General features: G+C 70.0%; 14 protein-coding genes. 11 read left to right on the forward strand and 3 right to left on the reverse strand.

Features of this window, described 5'->3' with window-relative positions; all coding sequences use genetic code 11:
• Positions 1–116 precede the first annotated feature (116 nt).
• The 7 genes from EBN03_RS12920 (at position 117) to EBN03_RS12950 (ending at position 11,519) form a co-directional block, all read left to right on the forward strand.
• Positions 117–1,694 (forward strand): FAD-binding oxidoreductase, encoded by a 1,578-nt coding sequence (locus EBN03_RS12920; RefSeq protein ID WP_122188211.1) that lies wholly within the window; start codon positions 117–119, stop codon positions 1,692–1,694.
• Positions 1,691–2,596, forward strand: coding sequence for a diacylglycerol/lipid kinase family protein (locus tag EBN03_RS12925; RefSeq protein ID WP_199742753.1), 906 nt, complete (start codon positions 1,691–1,693; stop codon positions 2,594–2,596). The genes EBN03_RS12920 and EBN03_RS12925 overlap by 4 nt, the downstream gene beginning before the upstream one ends.
• 285 nt (positions 2,597–2,881) lie before the next feature.
• Entirely contained in the window at positions 2,882–5,575 is a 2,694-nt protein-coding gene (locus tag EBN03_RS12930) for a valine--tRNA ligase (RefSeq protein ID WP_122188212.1), read from the forward strand.
• A complete protein-coding gene (folC, locus tag EBN03_RS12935; RefSeq protein ID WP_122188213.1) occupies positions 5,572–7,017 on the forward strand; it encodes a bifunctional tetrahydrofolate synthase/dihydrofolate synthase in 1,446 nt (481 codons plus the stop codon). Before EBN03_RS12930 ends, folC begins: the two co-directional genes overlap by 4 nt.
• The gene (locus EBN03_RS12940) at positions 7,014–7,412 is read left to right on the forward strand and encodes a DUF4233 domain-containing protein (RefSeq protein ID WP_122188214.1); all 399 of its coding nucleotides are present in this window, start codon (positions 7,014–7,016) and stop codon (positions 7,410–7,412) included. The genes folC and EBN03_RS12940 overlap by 4 nt, the downstream gene beginning before the upstream one ends.
• Before the next feature lie 91 nt (positions 7,413–7,503).
• On the forward strand, positions 7,504–7,920 hold the full coding sequence (gene ndk, locus EBN03_RS12945) for a nucleoside-diphosphate kinase (protein ID WP_122188215.1): 417 nt from the start codon (positions 7,504–7,506) through the stop codon (positions 7,918–7,920).
• Between the two features lie 512 nt (positions 7,921–8,432).
• On the forward strand, positions 8,433–11,519 hold the full coding sequence (locus tag EBN03_RS12950) for a translation initiation factor IF-2 N-terminal domain-containing protein (protein ID WP_407671135.1): 3,087 nt from the start codon (positions 8,433–8,435) through the stop codon (positions 11,517–11,519).
• 70 nt (positions 11,520–11,589) lie between these two features.
• On the opposite strand, the gene EBN03_RS12955 is transcribed toward EBN03_RS12950, so the two are convergent.
• Positions 11,590–12,417: an SGNH/GDSL hydrolase family protein gene (locus EBN03_RS12955; RefSeq protein ID WP_158675610.1), complete on the reverse strand. Its 828-nt coding sequence runs from the start codon at positions 12,415–12,417 to the stop codon at positions 11,590–11,592.
• 336 nt (positions 12,418–12,753) lie between these two features.
• Complete coding sequence (locus EBN03_RS12960) at positions 12,754–13,161, reverse strand: DUF3224 domain-containing protein (RefSeq protein ID WP_122188218.1); 408 nt, start codon at positions 13,159–13,161, stop codon at positions 12,754–12,756.
• 286 nt (positions 13,162–13,447) lie between these two features.
• Here EBN03_RS12960 and rplU point away from each other — a divergent pair, with 286 nt between their 5' ends.
• The 4 genes from rplU (at position 13,448) to proB (ending at position 16,812) form a co-directional block, all read left to right on the forward strand.
• On the forward strand, positions 13,448–13,759 hold the full coding sequence (gene rplU / locus EBN03_RS12965) for a 50S ribosomal protein L21 (RefSeq protein ID WP_122188219.1): 312 nt from the start codon (positions 13,448–13,450) through the stop codon (positions 13,757–13,759).
• 43 nt (positions 13,760–13,802) lie between these two features.
• A complete protein-coding gene (rpmA, locus tag EBN03_RS12970) occupies positions 13,803–14,069 on the forward strand; it encodes a 50S ribosomal protein L27 (RefSeq protein WP_122188220.1) in 267 nt (88 codons plus the stop codon).
• 120 nt (positions 14,070–14,189) lie between these two features.
• Positions 14,190–15,635: a GTPase ObgE gene (obgE, locus tag EBN03_RS12975; protein WP_122188221.1), complete on the forward strand. Its 1,446-nt coding sequence runs from the start codon at positions 14,190–14,192 to the stop codon at positions 15,633–15,635.
• A 49-nt stretch (positions 15,636–15,684) separates the two neighbouring features.
• Positions 15,685–16,812 carry a glutamate 5-kinase gene (gene proB, locus EBN03_RS12980; RefSeq protein WP_122188222.1) on the forward strand — a complete coding sequence of 376 codons (1,128 nt, stop codon included), beginning with the start codon at positions 15,685–15,687 and terminating at the stop codon, positions 16,810–16,812.
• Positions 16,813–16,867: 55 nt separating this feature from the next.
• Here the strand turns inward: proB and EBN03_RS12985 are convergent, their stop codons facing one another.
• Positions 16,868–18,166 carry an alpha/beta-hydrolase family protein gene (locus tag EBN03_RS12985; protein WP_233608344.1) on the reverse strand — a complete coding sequence of 433 codons (1,299 nt, stop codon included), beginning with the start codon at positions 18,164–18,166 and terminating at the stop codon, positions 16,868–16,870.
• Positions 18,167–18,226: the final 60 nt, after the last annotated feature.

Consider the following 18,226-nt stretch of genomic DNA (forward strand, 5'->3'; position numbering starts at 1 on the left):
GGGACCGTTACTGCTTGACATTCTATGTCACACTGTAACGCATGGAGGAGCGAGCAACAGAACCGGTCACGCCGGAAACTGCCGATTTGCCCAACGACACGTCGGTGCGTCCGGGTATGGTGTGGGACGCCTGGGGTGTCCCGTCCGGGCATGCCCCGCTGCCGGACAAGATCCGGACCCTGTTGACGCAGGTCTTCGGGGTATCCGGGGAGCCGGTGGCGCGTCGCGACGAGGGCGGCGTGCCGCTGTCGGAATCCGCGCTGAAGTCCGAACACGCCGCGGCCCTGGCCGCCGTCGTCGGCGTCGGCAACCTCTCCACTGCCCACGGCGACCGGCTGCGCCATGCCGGCGGCAAGAGCACCCCCGACCTGCTGCGCCGCCGCGCGGACGGCGTCCAGGCCGCGCCCGACGCGGTTCTGTTCCCGGCCGATCACGACGAGGTCGCCGCGGTGCTCGCCTACTGCTCCGCGCACCGAATCGCGGTGGTGCCCTTCGGTGGTGGCACCAGCGTCGTCGGCGGACTCGACCCGATCCGCGACGGATTCGATGCCGTGATCACCCTGGATCTGTGCCGCCTCGACACGCTCACCGAGGTCGACCCGGTGAGCGGTACGGCCACCCTCGGCGCCGGTGTCACCGGGCCGCAGGCCGAACGGTTGCTGGCCGAACACGGTCTGTCCCTGGGCCATTTCCCGCAGAGCTTCGAATTCGCCACCATCGGCGGCTTCGCCGCGACCCGCTCGTCCGGACAGGCCTCCGCCGGCTACGGCCGCTTCGACGACATGATCCAGCGGCTGCGGGTGGCGACCCCGGCCGGCTCGCTCGACCTGGGGCGCGGCCCGGCCTCCGCCGCCGGGCCCGACCTGCGGGAGCTGTTCGCCGGGTCCGAGGGCGTGTTCGGTGTCGTCACCGCGGTCACCCTGCGGGTGCACCCGGTCCCGGAAACCGTTGCGCGCCAAGCCTGGTCGTTCCCCGACTTCGCCACCGGCGCGGCCGCGCTGCGCACCGTCGTGCAGGCGGGCGCGGCACCCACCGTGCTGCGGCTGTCCGACGAGGTCGAGACCGGCATGAACCTGGCCCGCTCGCACGACGTCGGCGGCCGGCCCGTCGGCGGCTGCCTCGCGGTCACCACCTTCGAGGGCACCGCGGCCCACGTTGCTGCCCGGCACGCCGAGGCGTCCGCCCTGCTCGCCGCGGCCGGCGGCACCGACCTGGGTGCCGGTCCCGCCGACGACTGGGAGCACGGCCGGTTCGCCGCGCCGTACCTGCGCGACGCGCTGCTCGATACCGGAATCCTCTGCGAGACACTGGAAACCGCGACCAGCTGGTCGAACCTGAGCACCCTCAAGGCGGCGGTGACCACCGCCCTGGTCGACGCCCTCACCGGTCAGGGCACCCCGGCGCTGGTCATGTGCCACATCTCCCACACCTATCCGGCCGGTGCCTCGCTGTACTTCACGGTCGTGGCCAAGCAGCTCGACGATCCGATCGCGCAGTGGCAGGTGGCCAAGCGGGCCGCGGGCGACGCGATCGTGGCGTCCGGCGGCACCATCACCCACCACCACGCTGTCGGCGCCGACCATCGCCCGTGGATGACCGACGAGGTCGGCGAGCTGGGCGTGCGGGTGCTGCGGGCAGTGAAGCAGGCGGTGGACCCGGCGGGCATCCTGAACCCCGGAAAGCTCGTCCCGTGACCGCTGTGCGCTCGGTGCTGTTGCTGACCAACCCGCGGTCCGGGGTCGGCCTCGGCTCCCGGACCGCGGCGGCGGCCTTCGAGCGGTTCGCGGCCCGTGGCGTTACCGTCACCGAGGTCTGCGGGACTTCCGCCGACGAATCCGCGCGCCTGGTCCGCGCGGCCGTCACCGGCGCCGACCGTCCGGACGTGGTGGTGGTGGCCGGGGGTGACGGCCTGGTCAACCTGGCCCTGGACGCGCTGGCCGATACCGGCGTCCCGCTCGGCTTGGTGCCCAGCGGCACCGGCAACGATCTCGCGCGCTATTTCGACATCCCGCGCGCCGATCCGGCCGCCGCCGCGGACGTGGTGCTCGACGGTGAGAACCGCACGATCGACCTCGGCATGGTCGAACGGGAGGGGAGTGCCCGCCGGTTCGCGACGGTCGCGGCCACCGGCCTGGACGCGCGAGTCACGTTGCGCGCCAACCGGATGACGTTCCCACGCGGCTCGTTGCGGTACACCGCGGCCGCCGCGCTCGAACTGTTCGGCCGGATGGTGCTGCCGTATCGGATGGAATTCGCCGACGGGACCGTGCTGGAGACCGACGCCGTCATGGTGGCGGTCGGCAACACCAGCACCTACGGCGGAGGCATGCCGATCTGCCCCGACGCGGTACCCGACGACGGGTTGCTCGACGTCACCGTGGTCGGCCGCATCTCGCGCCCGACCATGGCGGTGCTGCTCCCGCGCGTCGCCTCCGGGCACTTCATCGCGCATCCCGCGGTGTCGCGGCATCGGGTGACCGGTCTCACGCTGGCCGCCGAGGCGCCCGTCACCGCCGACGGAGAGGACTTCGGCACACTGCCGGTGACGATCCGGGTGTTGCCCGGCGCACAGCAGATCCGCGTCCCGCGGGCCTGATCCGCCGCCGTGAGCTGCGCACCGTCGCCGTTCGGTCCGGTCTGCGGCAAACCCGCACCGGCACAATAGATTCCGGTACAACCTGAGAATTGGTTGTGGATCGGTTTCCATCTCTGCGTTTGGCGGTAATCTGAACATATGAGCGGGGCTTTCGGTGTCCCTCATCCGCCGAAAGCCCCGCTCTGAGCATGTCCGGGGGACGTCGATCACCGGTTTCCGTCCCCCGCGCGGTCACGCTTCGCTACCGCCTCCGGCCCCCGACGCGGGCCCGCTTAGAATCCCTACGTGACCAGCGCAGCATCGCAGAACCCCAGCAATCGTGCCGACGCCCTCCCGAAGAGCTGGAACCCCGGCGCGGTAGAGGCCGACCTGTACGAGGGCTGGGTAGCCGCCGGTTACTTCACCGCCGACGTGAACAGCGACAAGCCGCCGTACTCGATCGTGCTGCCGCCGCCGAACGTCACCGGCAATCTGCACATGGGCCACGCCTACGACCACACCCTCATGGACCTGCTCACCCGCCGCAAGCGCATGCAGGGCTACGAGGTGCTCTGGCTGCCCGGTATGGACCACGCCGGTATCGCCACCCAGTCCGTGGTGGAGAAGCAGCTGGCCGTCGACGGCAAGACCAAGGAAGACTTCGGCCGCGAAATGTTCGTCGAGAAGGTCTGGGACTGGAAGCGCGAGTCCGGCGGCGCCATCCAGGGCCAGATGCGCCGCCTGGGCGACGGCATCGACTGGAGCCGCGACCGCTTCACCATGGACGAGGGCCTGTCGCGGGCCGTGCAGACCATCTTCAAGCGCCTCTACGACGCCGGCCTGATCTACCGGGCCGAGCGCCTGGTCAACTGGTCGCCGGTGCTGCAGACCGGTATCTCCGACCTCGAGGTCACCTACAAGGACGTCGACGGCGAGCTGGTCTCGCTGCGCTACGGCTCATTGAACGATGACGAGCCGCACGTCATCGTCGCCACCACCCGAGTGGAGACCATGCTCGGTGACACCGCGATCGCCGTGCACCCCGACGACGAGCGGTACGCCGCCCTGGTCGGCACCACCGTCTACCACCCGATCACCGGCCGCCAGATCCCGATCGTCGCCGACGACTACGTCGACCCCGAATTCGGTTCCGGCGCAGTGAAGATCACGCCCGCGCACGACCCCAACGACTTCGAGCTGGGCCTGCGCCACGGCCTGCCGATGCCGACGATCATGGACAAGACCGGCAAGATCGCCGACACCGGAACCGAATTCGACGGAATGGACCGCTTCGAGGCCCGCACCAAGATCCGGGAGCGGCTGGAAGGCGAGGGCCGCGTGGTGGGGCGCAAGTTCCCCTACCAGCACAGCGTCGGCCACTCCGAGCGCTCCGGCGAGCCGATCGAACCCCGGCTGTCCATGCAGTGGTGGGTGAAGGTCGAGAGCCTGGCCAAGGCCGCCGGTGACGCGGTGCGCGACGGCGACGTGAAGATCTACCCGGCGAGCCAGGAACCGCGCTGGTTCGACTGGGTCGACGACATGCACGACTGGTGCATCTCGCGGCAGCTGTGGTGGGGCCACCGCATCCCGATCTGGTACGGGCCCGAGGGCGAGATCGCCTGTGTCGGACCGGACGAGCAGGCGCCCGAGGGCTGGGTGCAGGACCCGGACGTGCTCGACACCTGGTTCTCCTCGGGCCTGTGGCCGTTCTCCACCATGGGCTGGCCCGACGCCACCGCCGACCTGCGGAAGTTCTATCCCACCAGCGTTCTCGTCACCGGCTACGACATCCTGTTCTTCTGGGTGGCGCGGATGATGATGTTCGGCATGTTCGTCTCCGACGACCCGGTGCTCACCGCCGGCAAGGCCGGCAAGCAGCCGCCGTTCCGGGATGTGTTCCTGCACGGTCTGATTCGCGACGAGTTCGGCCGCAAGTACTCCAAGTCCAAGGGCATCGGTGTCGACCCGCTGGTGTGGATCGACGAATTCGGTGCCGACGCAACCCGATTCACTCTGGCCCGGGGCGCACAGCCCGGCAGTGACCTGTCGGTGGGCACCCCGCATGTCACCGCGTCGCGCAGCTTCGTCACGAAGTTGTTCAACGCCAGCAAGTTCGCGCTCATGAACGGTGCCGCCCCGGGCGAGCTGCCGGCTCGCGAGACGCTCACCGACACCGACCGCTGGATCCTGGACCGGCTCGAAGAGGTTCGCGCCGAAGTGGATTCGGCGTTCGACCGCTACGAGTTCGGCAAGGCGTGCGAGGCGATCTACCACTTCGCCTGGGACGAACTGTGCGACTGGTACCTGGAATTGGCCAAGGTCCAGTTCGCCGAGTCCGAGGAGCGCGCCGCGAGCACCCGCATCGTGCTCGGCAATGTGCTCGATTCCCTGCTGCGCCTGCTGCATCCGGCCATGCCCTTCGTCACCGAGTCGCTGTGGCTGGCGCTCACCGAGGGCGCCCAGGGCCCGTCGGTGGTCGTCGCGCCCTGGCCGGAGGCCACCGGTGTGGCCGCGGATCCCGTTGCGGCACGCCGGATCTCGGACCTGCAGAAGCTGGTCACCGAGATCCGCCGCTTCCGCAGCGACCAGGGCCTCACCGACAAGCAGAAGGTCGCCGCCAAGCTGACCGGCATCGAGGCCGCCGACGTGACCGGGCAGCTCGCCGAGCTCGCCGGGCTGGCCCGCATCACCGAACCCGAGGACGGCTTCGCGGCCACCGCATCGCTCGAGGTGCGGCTGTCGCAGGCCACCGTCACCGTCGAGATCGACACCTCCGGCACCGTCGACCTCGACGCCGAACGCCGCCGCCTGGAGAAGGACCTCGCCGCCGCCGAGAAGGAACTGGCCGGCACCGAGGCCAAGCTCGGCAACGAGGCGTTCCTGGCCAAGGCCCCCGACGCCGTCGTCGCCAAGATCCGCGGTCGGCAGGAAGTCGCCACCGCCGAGGTCGCGCGGATCGGCGCCCGCCTCGCCGAGATCACCAAGCTGGTGTCGCGATGACCGACGAGGAAGGGCAGTGGGCCGAACCGCAGCGGCTGCACGCCGGTCCCTCGCCGGTCGACCTGGCCGAAATGGCGCTGGTCGAGGCCGAACTCGACCAGCGCTGGGGTGAGACCCAGCTCGAGCCCTCACTGACCCGGATCAACGCCCTGATGGACCTGCTGGGCTCCCCCCAGCAGGGCTACCCGGCCATCCAGATCGCCGGCACCAACGGCAAGACATCGGTCACCCGCATGATCGACAGCCTGCTCACCGCCCTGCACCGGCGGACCGGCCGGATCACCAGCCCACACCTGCAGCTGGCCACCGAGCGGATCGCGATCGACAACGTGCCGATCGAACCCGCCCGCTACGTCGAGCTGTACCGCGAACTGCTGCCCTACATCGAACTGGTCGACAAGCAGTCCCAGGCCGCGGGCGGCCCGCGGCTGAGCAAGTTCGAGGTGCTCACCGCCATGGCCTACGCGGCCTTCGCCGAAGCGCCGGTGGACGTGGCGGTCGTCGAGACCGGGATGGGCGGCACCTGGGACGCGACCAGCGTGATCGACGCGCAGGTCGCCGTGATCACCCCGATCGGACTGGACCACACCGACTATCTCGGTCCGGACCTGACCTCGATCGCGGGGGAGAAGGCCGGGATCATCAAGGCGGCACCGCAGGATCTGCTGGTTCCCCGCGACACCGTCGCCGTCATCGCCGAACAGCAACCCGAGGCCATGGACGTGCTGCTGCGGCGCGCGGTAGCGACCGATTCCGCCGTCGCCCGCGCGGGTCACGAGTTCCGGCTGTTGAGCCGCCAGGTCGCCGTCGGCGGTCAGGTGCTCGAGATCCAGGGCCTCGGTGGCGTCTACGACCAGATCTTCCTGCCGCTGCACGGCGAACACCAGGCACAGAACGCGGCACTCGCGCTCGCGGCCGTCGAGGCGTTCTTCGGCGCCGGCGCCGAACGCCAGCTCGACGTGGACGCGGTGCGGGCCGGTTTCGCGGCCGCGATCAGCCCCGGCCGGATGGAACGGATGCGCAGCGCGCCGACGATCTTCATCGACGCCGCGCACAATCCGGCCGGCGCCCAGGCGCTCGCCGCGACCCTGACCGGCGAGTTCGACTTCCGCAAACTCGTCGGGGTGGTCGCGGTGCTCGCCGACAAGGACGCGTCGGGCATCCTGGACGCACTGGAACCGGTCTTCGACGAGATCGTGGTCACCACCAACGGCTCACCGCGCGCCCTGCCGGTCGACGATCTCGCCGACCTGGCGGTACAGCGGTTCGGTGACGAACGAGTCGTGACCGCCACGAATCTGACCGATGCGGTGGAGACCGCGATCGCGATCGCCGAGGACGCCGGGGGCGGAGAGTCCGTGTCCGGCGCCGGGATCGTGATCACCGGTTCCGTCGTCACCGCGGGCAGTGCCCGCTCGCTGTTCGGAAAGGATCCAGCATGAGCGACGAAACGCCCCCGGACGTACCGCCGCCCGCCACCGACCCCTGGAAGGGGCTGCGCGGGGTCATGGCCGGTTCGCTCGTGCTGGAAGCGATCACGGTCCTGCTCGCGCTGCCGGTCGTGAGCGCGGTCGGCGGCGGCCTGAGCTGGTGGTCGGTGCTCTATGTGGTCGGGCTCGCGGTCCTGATGATCGTCGGGGCCGGGATGCAGCGCCGTCCGTGGGCGGTGCCGTTCAATCTGGCCCTGCAGGTCGCGGTGCTGGCCGGTGGTTTCGTCCACGTCTCGATCGCGGTGATCGGGGTCGTCTTCGCGACCGTATGGGGATTCATCCTGATCCTGCGCGCGGACGTGAAGAAACGGATGGATCAGGGTCTGCTGCCCAGTCAGCGCGCCTGAACCGAACCGGTTCCCGCTCGATCCGGCCGCCGCGTGATCACGGTCCGCTACCGCCTCCGCGTCCGGACACCCGAGCGGATAGGCTGACGCCGTGACAGAGCAGACGTTGATTCTCGTCAAGCCCGACGGCGTTGCCCGCGGCCTGATCGGTGAGGTCCTCTCGCGCGTCGAGCGCAAGGGGCTGACCATCGCCGCGCTGAAGATGGAGACGGTGAGCGAAGAGCTGGCCGGTGCGCACTACGCCGAGCACGAAGGCAAGGCGTTCTACCCGTCGCTGATCGAGTTCATCACCTCGGGCCCGGTCGTCGCGGCCGTGCTGGAGGGCCCGCGCGCGATCGCCGCGTTCCGGCAGCTGGCCGGCGGCACCGACCCGGTCGAGAAGGCCCTGCCGGGCAGCATCCGGGCCGACTTCGCGCTGGAGACGCAGTTCAACCTGGTCCACGGCTCCGACTCGCCCGAGTCCGCGAAGCGTGAGATCGCCCTCTGGTTCCCCGAGTTCGCTCAGTAGTTCCCCTGCTCCACCGGCCGTTTCGTGGCCCGGCGCGGTTCGCCGTCACCCCCTGTGACCCGGCGCCGCCGGGCCGCGAACGGCCTTCGTCAGACAGCGCGCCACCAGCGTGGCGCACCGCCCATTGCGACCGCCACGGCAAGCGAGGCGTGGTCCCGCGACAGAGTGTGGGATAATGGGCGATGGATGAGCGCGGACCGGCTGTGGATTGGCCGGATGCCGAGCTCATTCGTATGGCATCGCGGTTCGACGCCGATCATCGCTGCCCCGGACGGTTCTGAGACTCGCTGTCCGGCGGCCGCTGGATGAGCGCTCGAACCCCGGTGTTGCAGCCAATAGCCAGGCGCCGCGTGACCAGTTGACCCGTACGACGAACACCAAAGGTTGACAACCGGGCACGCGGGGCGAGACCACAGACCTTGCGCCCCGGCGTGAGGCGAACGGACAGTGCCCCCGCGTCGGCCGCGTCACTCTCTTCGGAGGGACGCGCCCGGGGGTCCGAGGAGACTTTCGTGGCCGATCAAGAGCCGCAAGACACATCGCAGAGCACAACTGAAGCCCCGGCGCAGACCGGGGCCGGAGCGGGGGAGGCAGCGCAGTTGCCGGACCGAATCCGGGTGCACGCGCTGGCGAAGTTGCTGGGCACCACCAGCAAACGAATCCTGGCCCACCTGACCGAGGTCGGTGCCGAAGCGCGCAGCCCCCAATCCAGCCTCGACCGTACGGTCGCCGAATCGGTGCGGGACGCCTTGGTCGACCCGGCCGAAACGCCCGCCGCAGCGCCGGTCGACCAGCCTGCCGCCGCCGAGCGGCCTGCCGGCAGCACGGAGGCGGCCGTCGCTGAGCCGGTTGTCGCCGAGCAGCCCGAGGCCGCCGCGCCCGCTCAGCAGCCGCCTGCCGCTCAGCAGCCCGTCGCCGCGCAGCCCGCGGCCGCCGAGGCGCCGCAGGGCCGGACCCTGTTCGCCAGCCCGTTCGCGGGCCAGGAGCAGGCCGCCGCCGAGCCGGTGTCCTTCGAGGCGCCGGTCGTGCTGGCCGCGCCGCTGTTCCTGCCGCCGGACGCCGCGGCCGCCGACGAGGTGCGCCGCCGCCGCCGGGCCGAGCGCCGCCCGCGTGCCGAGGAACCGGCCGAGACTCCGGCCGAGCCAGCCGCCGAACCGGTCGAGGCCGCCGCCGAGGAACCCGACACCACCGACTGGGACGACGACGCCCACGACGACCAGGACGACAGCGGCCGTTCGCGCCGCCGCCGCCGGGGCCGCCGCGGTCGCGGTCGCGGCCGGGGCGAGCAGTCCGCCGAGCACGAAACCGACGGCGACGAGCCGATCGAGGACACCGCCGAGGACGAGGCCGAACCGGCCGAAGCCGAGGACACCGAGGCCGCCGACGAACACGACGAGGATGCCGCGGGCCTGCCCGAGGGGTCGAGCCGTCGTCGCCGTCGCCGTCGCCGCCGCAAGGCGGGCGAGGACGGCGAGACCGAGTCGGCCACCGACGACGACCCGCCGAACACGGTCGTGCACGAGCGCGAGCCGCGCACCAAGCGCCGCGCCGCCGCCTCGGTCGACGAGGTGCAGGGCATCAGCGGTTCCACCCGGCTCGAGGCGAAGCGGCAGCGTCGTCGCGACGGCCGGGAGGCCGGCCGCCGGCGCCCGCCGATCCTGACCGAGTCCGAGTTCCTGGCCCGCCGCGAGGCGGTCGACCGCGTGATGGTCGTGCGCGAGAAGCAGTTCGCGCCCGACGAGCACGGCCACGCGCCCGCCACCGCGATCACCCAGGTCGGCGTGCTCGAGGACAAGATCCTCGTCGAGCACTTCGTCACCAGCACCGGCTCGGCCTCGATGGTCGGCAACGTGTACCTGGGCAAGGTGCAGAACGTGCTGCCCAGCATGGAAGCGGCGTTCGTCGACATCGGCCGCGGCCGCAACGGCGTGCTGTACGCCGGTGAGGTGAACTGGGAGGCCGCCGGGCTCGGCGGCAAGGAACGCAAGATCGAGCAGGCGCTCAAGCCCGGCGACACCGTGCTGGTCCAGGTCTCCAAGGACCCGGTCGGGCACAAGGGCGCCCGGCTGACCACCCAGATCAGCCTGGCCGGCCGTTTCCTGGTCTACGTCCCGGGCGGGACCTCGACCGGCATCAGCCGCAAGCTGCCCGACACCGAGCGCAAGCGGCTCAAGGAGATCCTGCGCGACATCGTGCCGCAGGACGCCGGCGTGATCATCCGCACCGCGTCCGAGGGCGTCAGCGAGACCGAGCTGGCCCGCGACGTCGAGCGGCTGCAGGCCACCTGGCGGACCATCGAGAAGCAGGCCAAGAACACCGGCGCCCCCAAGACCCTGTACGAGGAGCCCGACCTGCTGGTCAAGGTCGTGCGCGACCTGTTCAACGAGGACTTCTCCAAGCTGGTCATCGAGGGCGAGCGCTCCTACACCACGGTCGAGAACTATGTGCGAACCGTGGCTCCGGACATGCTCTCTCGGGTCGAGCGCTACGAGAACAACGGTGTCGACGTCTTCGGTTCGATGCGCATCGACGAGCAGCTGGCCAAGGCGCTGGACCGCAAGGTGTGGCTGCCCTCGGGCGGCACCCTGGTCATCGACCGCACCGAGGCCATGACCGTCATCGACGTCAACACCGGCAAGTTCACCGGTGCCGGCGGCTCCAACCTGGAGGAGACGGTCACCCGCAACAACCTCGAGGCGGCCGAGGAGATCGTGCGCCAGATGCGGTTGCGCGACATCGGCGGCATGATCGTCGTCGACTTCATCGACATGGTGCTGGAGTCGAACCGGGATCTGGTGCTGCGCCGCCTCACCGAGGCGCTGGGCCGCGACCGCACCCGCCACCAGGTCTCCGAGGTGACCTCGCTGGGTCTGGTGCAGATGACCCGCAAGAAGCTCGGTACCGGTCTGGTGGAGGCCTTCTCCACCACCTGCGAGACCTGCCACGGTCGCGGCATCCTCGTGCACGACTACCCGGTCGAGGCCGCGCCGGTCGAGGAGACGCCGAACCGGCGGGAGGGCCGGCGCCGCCGCAAGGACAAGGATCGCGACAAGCCGGCCGTCGTCCAGGAGGCGCCCGCCGCGCACGAGGAGCACTTCGAGGAGGACGCCGCGGTCAAGCGGGCCCACCCGGTGGCGCTGGCGATGGCGGCGCATCACGAGGACGCCGAGGCCGAGGGTGCCGCGGAGGCTGTGGCGGCCGCCGCGGAATCCGTTGTCGCCGAGCCGGTCGTGGCCGAGGTCGCGGTCGCCGAGCACGAGGTCGCAGTTGCCGAAGTGGTCGAGCCCGCGGTGGCCGAGCCGGTCGAGGCCCCCGCGGCCGAGTCTGCCGTGGCCGTCGCCGAGCCTGCCGTGGTGGTCGCCGCAGAGGCTGCCGAAGCCCCGGCGCCCGCGCGGCGCGCGCGCCGGCGGGTGGCCCGGACCGTGACCGCACCGAGCGCCGACAACGCCAATGCTGTGTTCGTGCTCTCCAGCTCGGATATCGCGGATGCTCCGGTGATCGACTTCACCGCTGCCGAGCAGGTCACCGTGCCGCCACGGGAGCGGCCGCGGCGGCGGTCGTCGGGTCGCGCGGCCGGAGCACCGGAGCAGGTGAACTGACCGCACGGCGCCGACCGCGCTGATCGGACTCGACAGTGGCCCCGCCCTTACCGGCGGGGCCACTGTCGTCTCAGGAGATGCCCGCGGCGGTGAATGCGGACTGGACCAAGGTGCTGTACTCGGTTTCGCCGGCCGCATTCGGGTGGATGGGGCTGGTCGTGCCCGTTCCGGGGTCGACCCAGCGAACACCCGATGCCTGGCAGGCGTCGTGACCGATGCTCGGCCCGAACGCGTCGACGAACGTGGCACCGTTCGCCTGCGCTTGGGCTTGCAGCATGCTGTTGAGGTCCTTCTCGATGCCATTGACATAGGCCGTATCACCGGTGGTGAGCGGTACCTGCGGATAGCAATGTCCGCTCTGCGGCACGACGTCGAGGTAGCCGATGACGAAAACCTTGGCCTTGGGCGACAGCTTGTGGATCTGCTTGATCGCCGCCGCGATGTTCGGGGCGTCCGAGGTGATCGCGTCGGAGAATGTCGACCCGTACATGTCCTTGCACGGCGAGCCGAGATCGATCGGCGCGGCGGCGGCGTCCGCGCTGTAGCACGCCGTGATCGCGTCGACGAAGACATTGTGGTCGTTGCCGCCGATCCCCAGGGTCACCACCGAGGTGCCGGAGCTGAGGGCGTTGAATTGTGGTGGCTGATCCAGGTATTGGGCAGTCGTCATGTTCTGCACGGTGGCGCCGCTGCAGCTGACGTCGGTCAGGGTCAGGCCCTTCGCCTGGGCGACCAGGTGCGGATAGTTGACAGCCGACTGCGAGCAATCCCCGGGTGCGCCGGCGGCGGGCGGCTGCACGCCGAAGCCCGCGGTGTAGGAGTCGCCCAGCGCGACGTATCCGGTGCCGGTTCCGGCAGTCGCGGGGTTGGCGGCGAGGGCGAGCGCCGACGCGGTCACGGCGCAGGCTATCGCGAGAACAGCTCGACCCCAGGGTCGGCGAACCAGGCGGGAGGGGAGGGGCGAGTAGCGCATTGGTGATCCCATTCAATCGGTCCTCATCGCAGTGCACATCCAATGCCGGTTATGACCCGGAGGGGTTCGGCGTGATGTGCGTCACGAGAGGTTACCGATGAGTAGGCGGTGCGTCGGTGCAATCCGAAGACTCGAACTGGCTCACTCGAGACCTGGTCGAGTGCCCAATGTGCAGCTGAAAGCTGGTGTGACTCATTCTGATCAGGCAGTCGAACTGGCCGAGGTGCGTCAGCGGCTCGGTCGCGGACGCACCCCGGAGTTTCAGGGCAGCGTGTAGTCGAACTCGATGCGGTGGGTCCCGTCGGCGTCGATGGTGATGTCTCCGCTGCCGCTGATTCCCGCCAGCGCGCCCGTGCCGCTCCCGGTCACGATCGAGAAGAAGGTATCGGTTCGGTCGGTGCCGCTCGTCGACGCCGAATGTACGAAATTGAAGGCGCCCGCCTTCCCCGCCACGGTCCCCTCGAACGATTCCATGGCAAGGTAGGTGCCGACCCCCTTCTCCTGGTCGAAGGCGCTGGTGAACACGGTGGCGGCGCGCCCGCTGATCTCGCCCTCGAACAGCTTCTCCATGAGTGCCACCCCGACCGGCAGGGCGGTGGTGACGGCCGGATCGGGAACGACCTCGGTGGGTACGAAGGATTTGACGCTGAAGGTCCCGGTTGCTCGCATGCGGTGACCGTAGCGGGTACGCGGGTCGCCGCTCTTGTAAGAACGCGACACCTCACCCGGTTTGGAGGGGGTTCCGCTGTCCTGTAGTCTTGGTCAGTCGCTGCCCCATGCGACGGCACTCTGTTGTGACTAGTGCTGTAAGGCGGGCCCAGGTTCGGTTGAGAGCCCAGGCCCGGGGCGGCAGTGAATACCCAAAGACCAGTCTGCGGCGATCACCGGTGCGAACCGGGTGTCTGCCGTGAGAGCAGAGTGCCTAGCACTGAGTAGAGAGAAGGGCAGCCGACCGATGGCAACGTACGCGATCGTCAAGACCGGCGGAAAGCAGTACAAGGTCGCGGTCGGTGACCTGGTGAAGGTCGAGAAGCTCGAGGGTGAGCCGGGCACTGCGGTGTCCCTGGCGCCGGTCATGATCGTCGACGGTGCGAACCTCACCACCGACGCCGACAAGCTGGCGAAGATTTCGGTGTCCGCCGAGGTGGTCGAGCAGACCAAGGGCCCGAAGATCCGCATCCACAAGTTCAAGAACAAGACCGGCTACCACAAGCGCCAGGGCCACCGTCAGAAGCTGACGGTCCTGAAGGTCACCGGCATCAAGTAAGCGGCCCGGGGGCTCTCCCCCGACGTACGAGGAGTTCAACGATATGGCACATAAGAAGGGTGCATCCAGCTCCCGCAACGGCCGCGATTCCAACGCTCAGCGGCTCGGTGTGAAGCGCTTCGGCGGCCAGACCGTCAAGGCCGGCGAGATCCTGGTCCGTCAGCGTGGCACGCACTTCCACCCCGGCGTCAACGTCGGCCGTGGCGGCGACGACACGCTGTTCGCCCTGGCGGCGGGTTCGGTCGAGTTCGGCAGCAAGCGCGGCCGCAAGACCGTCAACATCGTGGTTGCGGAGACCGTCGACGCCTGATCGGCGCCACCGGACTTAATCCGTAGTTTCGAAGCGGGTCAGGGTTGGACAACCCCTGGCCCGTTTTCGTGTTCCGGCCCGTCTCCCGGCCCGGCTCAGCTGAAGGAGGATGATCACCTTATGTCCAAATTCATCGACCGTGTCGTGCTGCATGTCCGCGCGGGCAAAGGTGGGCACGGATGTTCGTCGGTGCACCGGGAGAAGTTCAAGCCGCTCGGCGGACCGGACGGCGGCAACGGCGGCAACGGCGGTGACGTCGTGCTCGAGGTCGACCCGAATGTGCACACGCTGCTGGACTTTCACTTCCACCCGCACGCCAAGGCCGGCAACGGCAAGCCCGGCGAGGGCGGCAACCGCAGCGGCAAGCAGGGCGACGGACTGGTCCTGAAGGTGCCGGACGGCACGGTCGTGCTGGATGCCGACGGTGAGATGCTGGCCGACCTGGTCGGAGTGGGCAGCCGGTTCGTGGCGGCCCAGGGCGGCCGCGGCGGGCTCGGTAACGCGGCGCTGGTGTCGCGGGCGCGCAAGGCGCCCGGTTTCGCGCTGCTCGGCGAGGACGGCCAGGAACGCGACCTGGTCCTGGAGTTGAAGTCGGTGGCCGATGTCGGCCTGGTCGGCTTCCCCTCGGCCGGTAAGTCGTCGCTGGTGTCGGTGCTGTCGGCGGCGAAGCCGAAGATCGCCGACTACCCGTTCACCACCCTGGTGCCGAACCTCGGTGTCGTCGCTTCCGGCGAAACGACTTTCACGATCGCCGACGTGCCCGGCCTGATCCCGGGCGCCAGCGAGGGCCGCGGTCTGGGCCTGGACTTCCTGCGGCACCTGGAGCGCTGCGCGGTGCTCGCGCACGTAGTCGACTGCGCCACACTGGAACCCGGCCGCGACCCGGTGTCGGATGTGGACGCGCTCGAGGCCGAGCTGGCGGCCTACCAGCCCGCCCTCAAGGACGCCGGACTCGGTGACCTGGCCGACCGCCCCCGGGTGGTGGTGCTCAACAAGGCCGACGTCCCCGACGCCGACGAGCTGGCCGATCTGGTGACGCCCGAGTTCGAGGCGCGCGGCTGGCCGGTGTTCAAGATCTCCGCAGTCACGCGGGAAGGCTTGCGCCCGTTGACGTTCGCGCTCGCCGACCTGGTGCGTAAGTACCGCGAGGAGCACCCGAAGGCGGAGCCCGCCCGGCAGGTGCTGCGCCCGGTCGTCAAGGGCGACAGCGGTTTCAAGGTGCTGCCGGACCCGGAGGAGCCGGGTGGCTTCATCGTGATCGGCGAGCGGCCCGAGCGCTGGGTCCGCCAGACCCAGTTCGACAACGAGGAAGCCATCGGTTACCTCGCGGACCGGTTGGCCCGCTTGGGAATCGAGGAGGAGCTGGCGAAACTCGGTGCGGAGCCCGGTGCCTCGGTGACCATCGGCGACTACTGCTTCGACTGGGAGCCGCAGATCGCGGCCGGCGTCGAGACCACGCTGACCAGTCGCGGCATCGATCCCCGTCTGTCGCAGAACGATAGGATCGGTGCTGCCGAACGCAAGCACGCCTCGCGCGTGCGGCGTGGTCTGGTCGAGGACGAGTAGTCGAGTTCCGGCCGCGAGGCCGCGATCGTTTTCATGGAGTGAAGGCGGCATGACGCAGGGTGATGCGGTAGGGGAGCTGAGCGTGGCGCGGGCTGCCGTCCGATCGGCGCGCCGTGTGGTGGTCAAGATCGGCTCGTCGGCGCTGACCAGCATGGAGGGCGGGATCCAGGGCGAGCGCCTGGACGCGCTCGCCGACGCCGTCGAGGCGCGCATGCGGGCCGGCTCGGATCTGGTGGTGGTGTCCTCCGGCGCGATCGGTGCCGGTCTGGCACCGCTCGGATTGTCGCGCCGGCCAAAGGATCTGGCGACCAAGCAGGCGGCTGCCAGTGTCGGTCAGCTGGCGCTGGCCCACGCCTGGGGCACCTCGTTCGCCCGTTACGGCCGCGTCGTCGGCCAGGTGTTGTTGTCGGCCGGGGACTTCGGCCGCCGTGAGCATCACCGCAACGCGCAACGGACCCTGGACCGGCTGCGCTCTTTGCACGCGGTCGCGGTGGTGAACGAGAACGATACCGTCGCCACCGAGGAGATCAGGTTCGGCGACAACGACCGCCTGGCCGCACTGGTCGCCCACCTGGTCGGAGCGGACGCCCTCGTCCTGCTCTCCGATGTCGACGGCCTCTACGACGGTGACCCGCGCAAGGGCGCCGCGAAGTTCATTCCCGAAGTGCGGAGCAGCGCCGACCTGGACGGTGTGATCGCCGGCAGCGGCGGCGCCCTCGGTACCGGCGGCATGGCCTCCAAACTGTCGGCGGCCCGCCTGGCCGCCGACGGCGGAGTCCCGGTCCTGCTCGCCGCCGCCGACGACGCGGCCGCCGCTCTGACCGACGCCGGCGTGGGCACCGCCTTCGCCGCCGCCCCGGAACGCCTGTCGGCCCGCAAGTTCTGGGTCCGCTACGCCGCCGACAGCCGCGGTTCGGTGGTGCTGGACGAGGGTGCGGTACGCGCCGTCGCCCACCGCCGCCGTTCGCTGCTGGCCGCCGGAATCACCCGGGTGACCGGCACCTTCTTCGGCGGCGACGTCGTCGACCTGTGTGCGCCGGACGGGCGATTGGTGGCGCGTGGGGTCGTCGAATACGACAGTGTGGAACTGGAATCCATGATCGGGAAGTCGACGGTGCATCTGCCGGACGGGATGCAGCGGCCGGTGGTGCACGCGGACGACCTGGTGAAGGTCTGAGAATCGCCACCCCGCAGGGTATTTCGTATCGCTGCGACGCTGTCGTCCCGGTGGCCTAACAGCCCGGCAGCGCGCTGCCCTGGTCGGTGCCGTAGCGGTGACCGTGCCCGGGCGGAGCGTTCAGCGCGCCCAGCAGATCCGTGGTGGTCTGCAGGAAGCTGAGCACCGGAAGCCAGTGCGGCGCCGGCGCGTCCGGGCGGGTGCCGGCGAGATTCGGTGCGTGCCACAGCAATGACGGCGACCACCACACGACGGGGTCGGAGACGTTGGCCAGCACCGCCGCCCGGCCGTGACGGACCCGGCCGGCGGGCGGGCCCGCCCACAGCGCGCCACAGACTCGACGATCCTGATCGCTGTCGCCGGCGAAGATCGCACTACCGCCGAGCGCGCCCAGGCTCTGGCCGTACACGTAGAGTTTCGGCGGATCGGGCAGCGTGGATATCCGCTGTTCGACGGCCCGGAACAGCGCACGGGCCGCTTCCTCGGCGGCACCGCGGCCGAACAGGAAGGTGACCCAGCTCGGGGCATCCGAGTACTGCACGCCGACCAGTGCCACATCGCCGCCGAAGCGATCGTCGATGCCGGCGGCGGCGTCGCCGTCGATCCAGCCCGAGCCGGTCGGGATCGTCACCACCAGATTGTGCCGCGCCAAGCCACCGGTCCGCTCCAGCTCCCGAATCGCCAGTGCCACCCGGGAATTCGGATCCGGTGCGGATTCCAGACCCACGTAGACTCGCACGCTCGACGCCGGGGTGCCGGCGACGAAGCGGCGCCCGTGCGCACCCAGCGACGGCCAGCTCGCCATCGATACCGGGCTGCCCGAGCGGGTCGGCGAATCAGGCTGCACCAGAACCGGATCCACGTACGAGTCGGCGGTCGCGTACGCCGCCTGGCGCCAGTGGACCACCGCCGGTGCGATCACCAGCTGGGCGGCGACGGTCGACACCACCGCGGCAGCCACGGTGCGTACCCGCCCCAATCGCCGGACTGCCCAACGTATCCCGCGGGCGCAGGCCACCGCCACGGCGACGAGTGACACCGTCCAGGCTACCCACTGCATCCAGTACCAGGGTTCGACTCCGCTGACACCCATTGCCGTGCGCAGAGTGTTCTGCCAGTGCTGGGCACCGGCCATCGCGGCCCCGACGGTGAGGATCGCGACGACTACGGCCGACTCCCGCGTGTACGGCAGGCGGATCACTCCGAATCTGGTCCACCGCAACACCATTCGGATGAGCGCGGCTACGGCCAGCCCGATCGATACTACGACCGCGGTAAGGATCGCCTGCGCCGACGGGGTGCGCGGCAGCAAACCGGGGGACAGCGAGATCGCGGTCCCGCCCGCCACTGCCACGCTCGTCCCTACGCGTGGCACGTCGAACCGCTTCCACCGCAACAGCCTTCGAGATCGAGC

The organism is Nocardia stercoris (assembly GCF_003696265.1).
Taxonomy (GTDB): domain Bacteria; phylum Actinomycetota; class Actinomycetes; order Mycobacteriales; family Mycobacteriaceae; genus Nocardia; species Nocardia stercoris.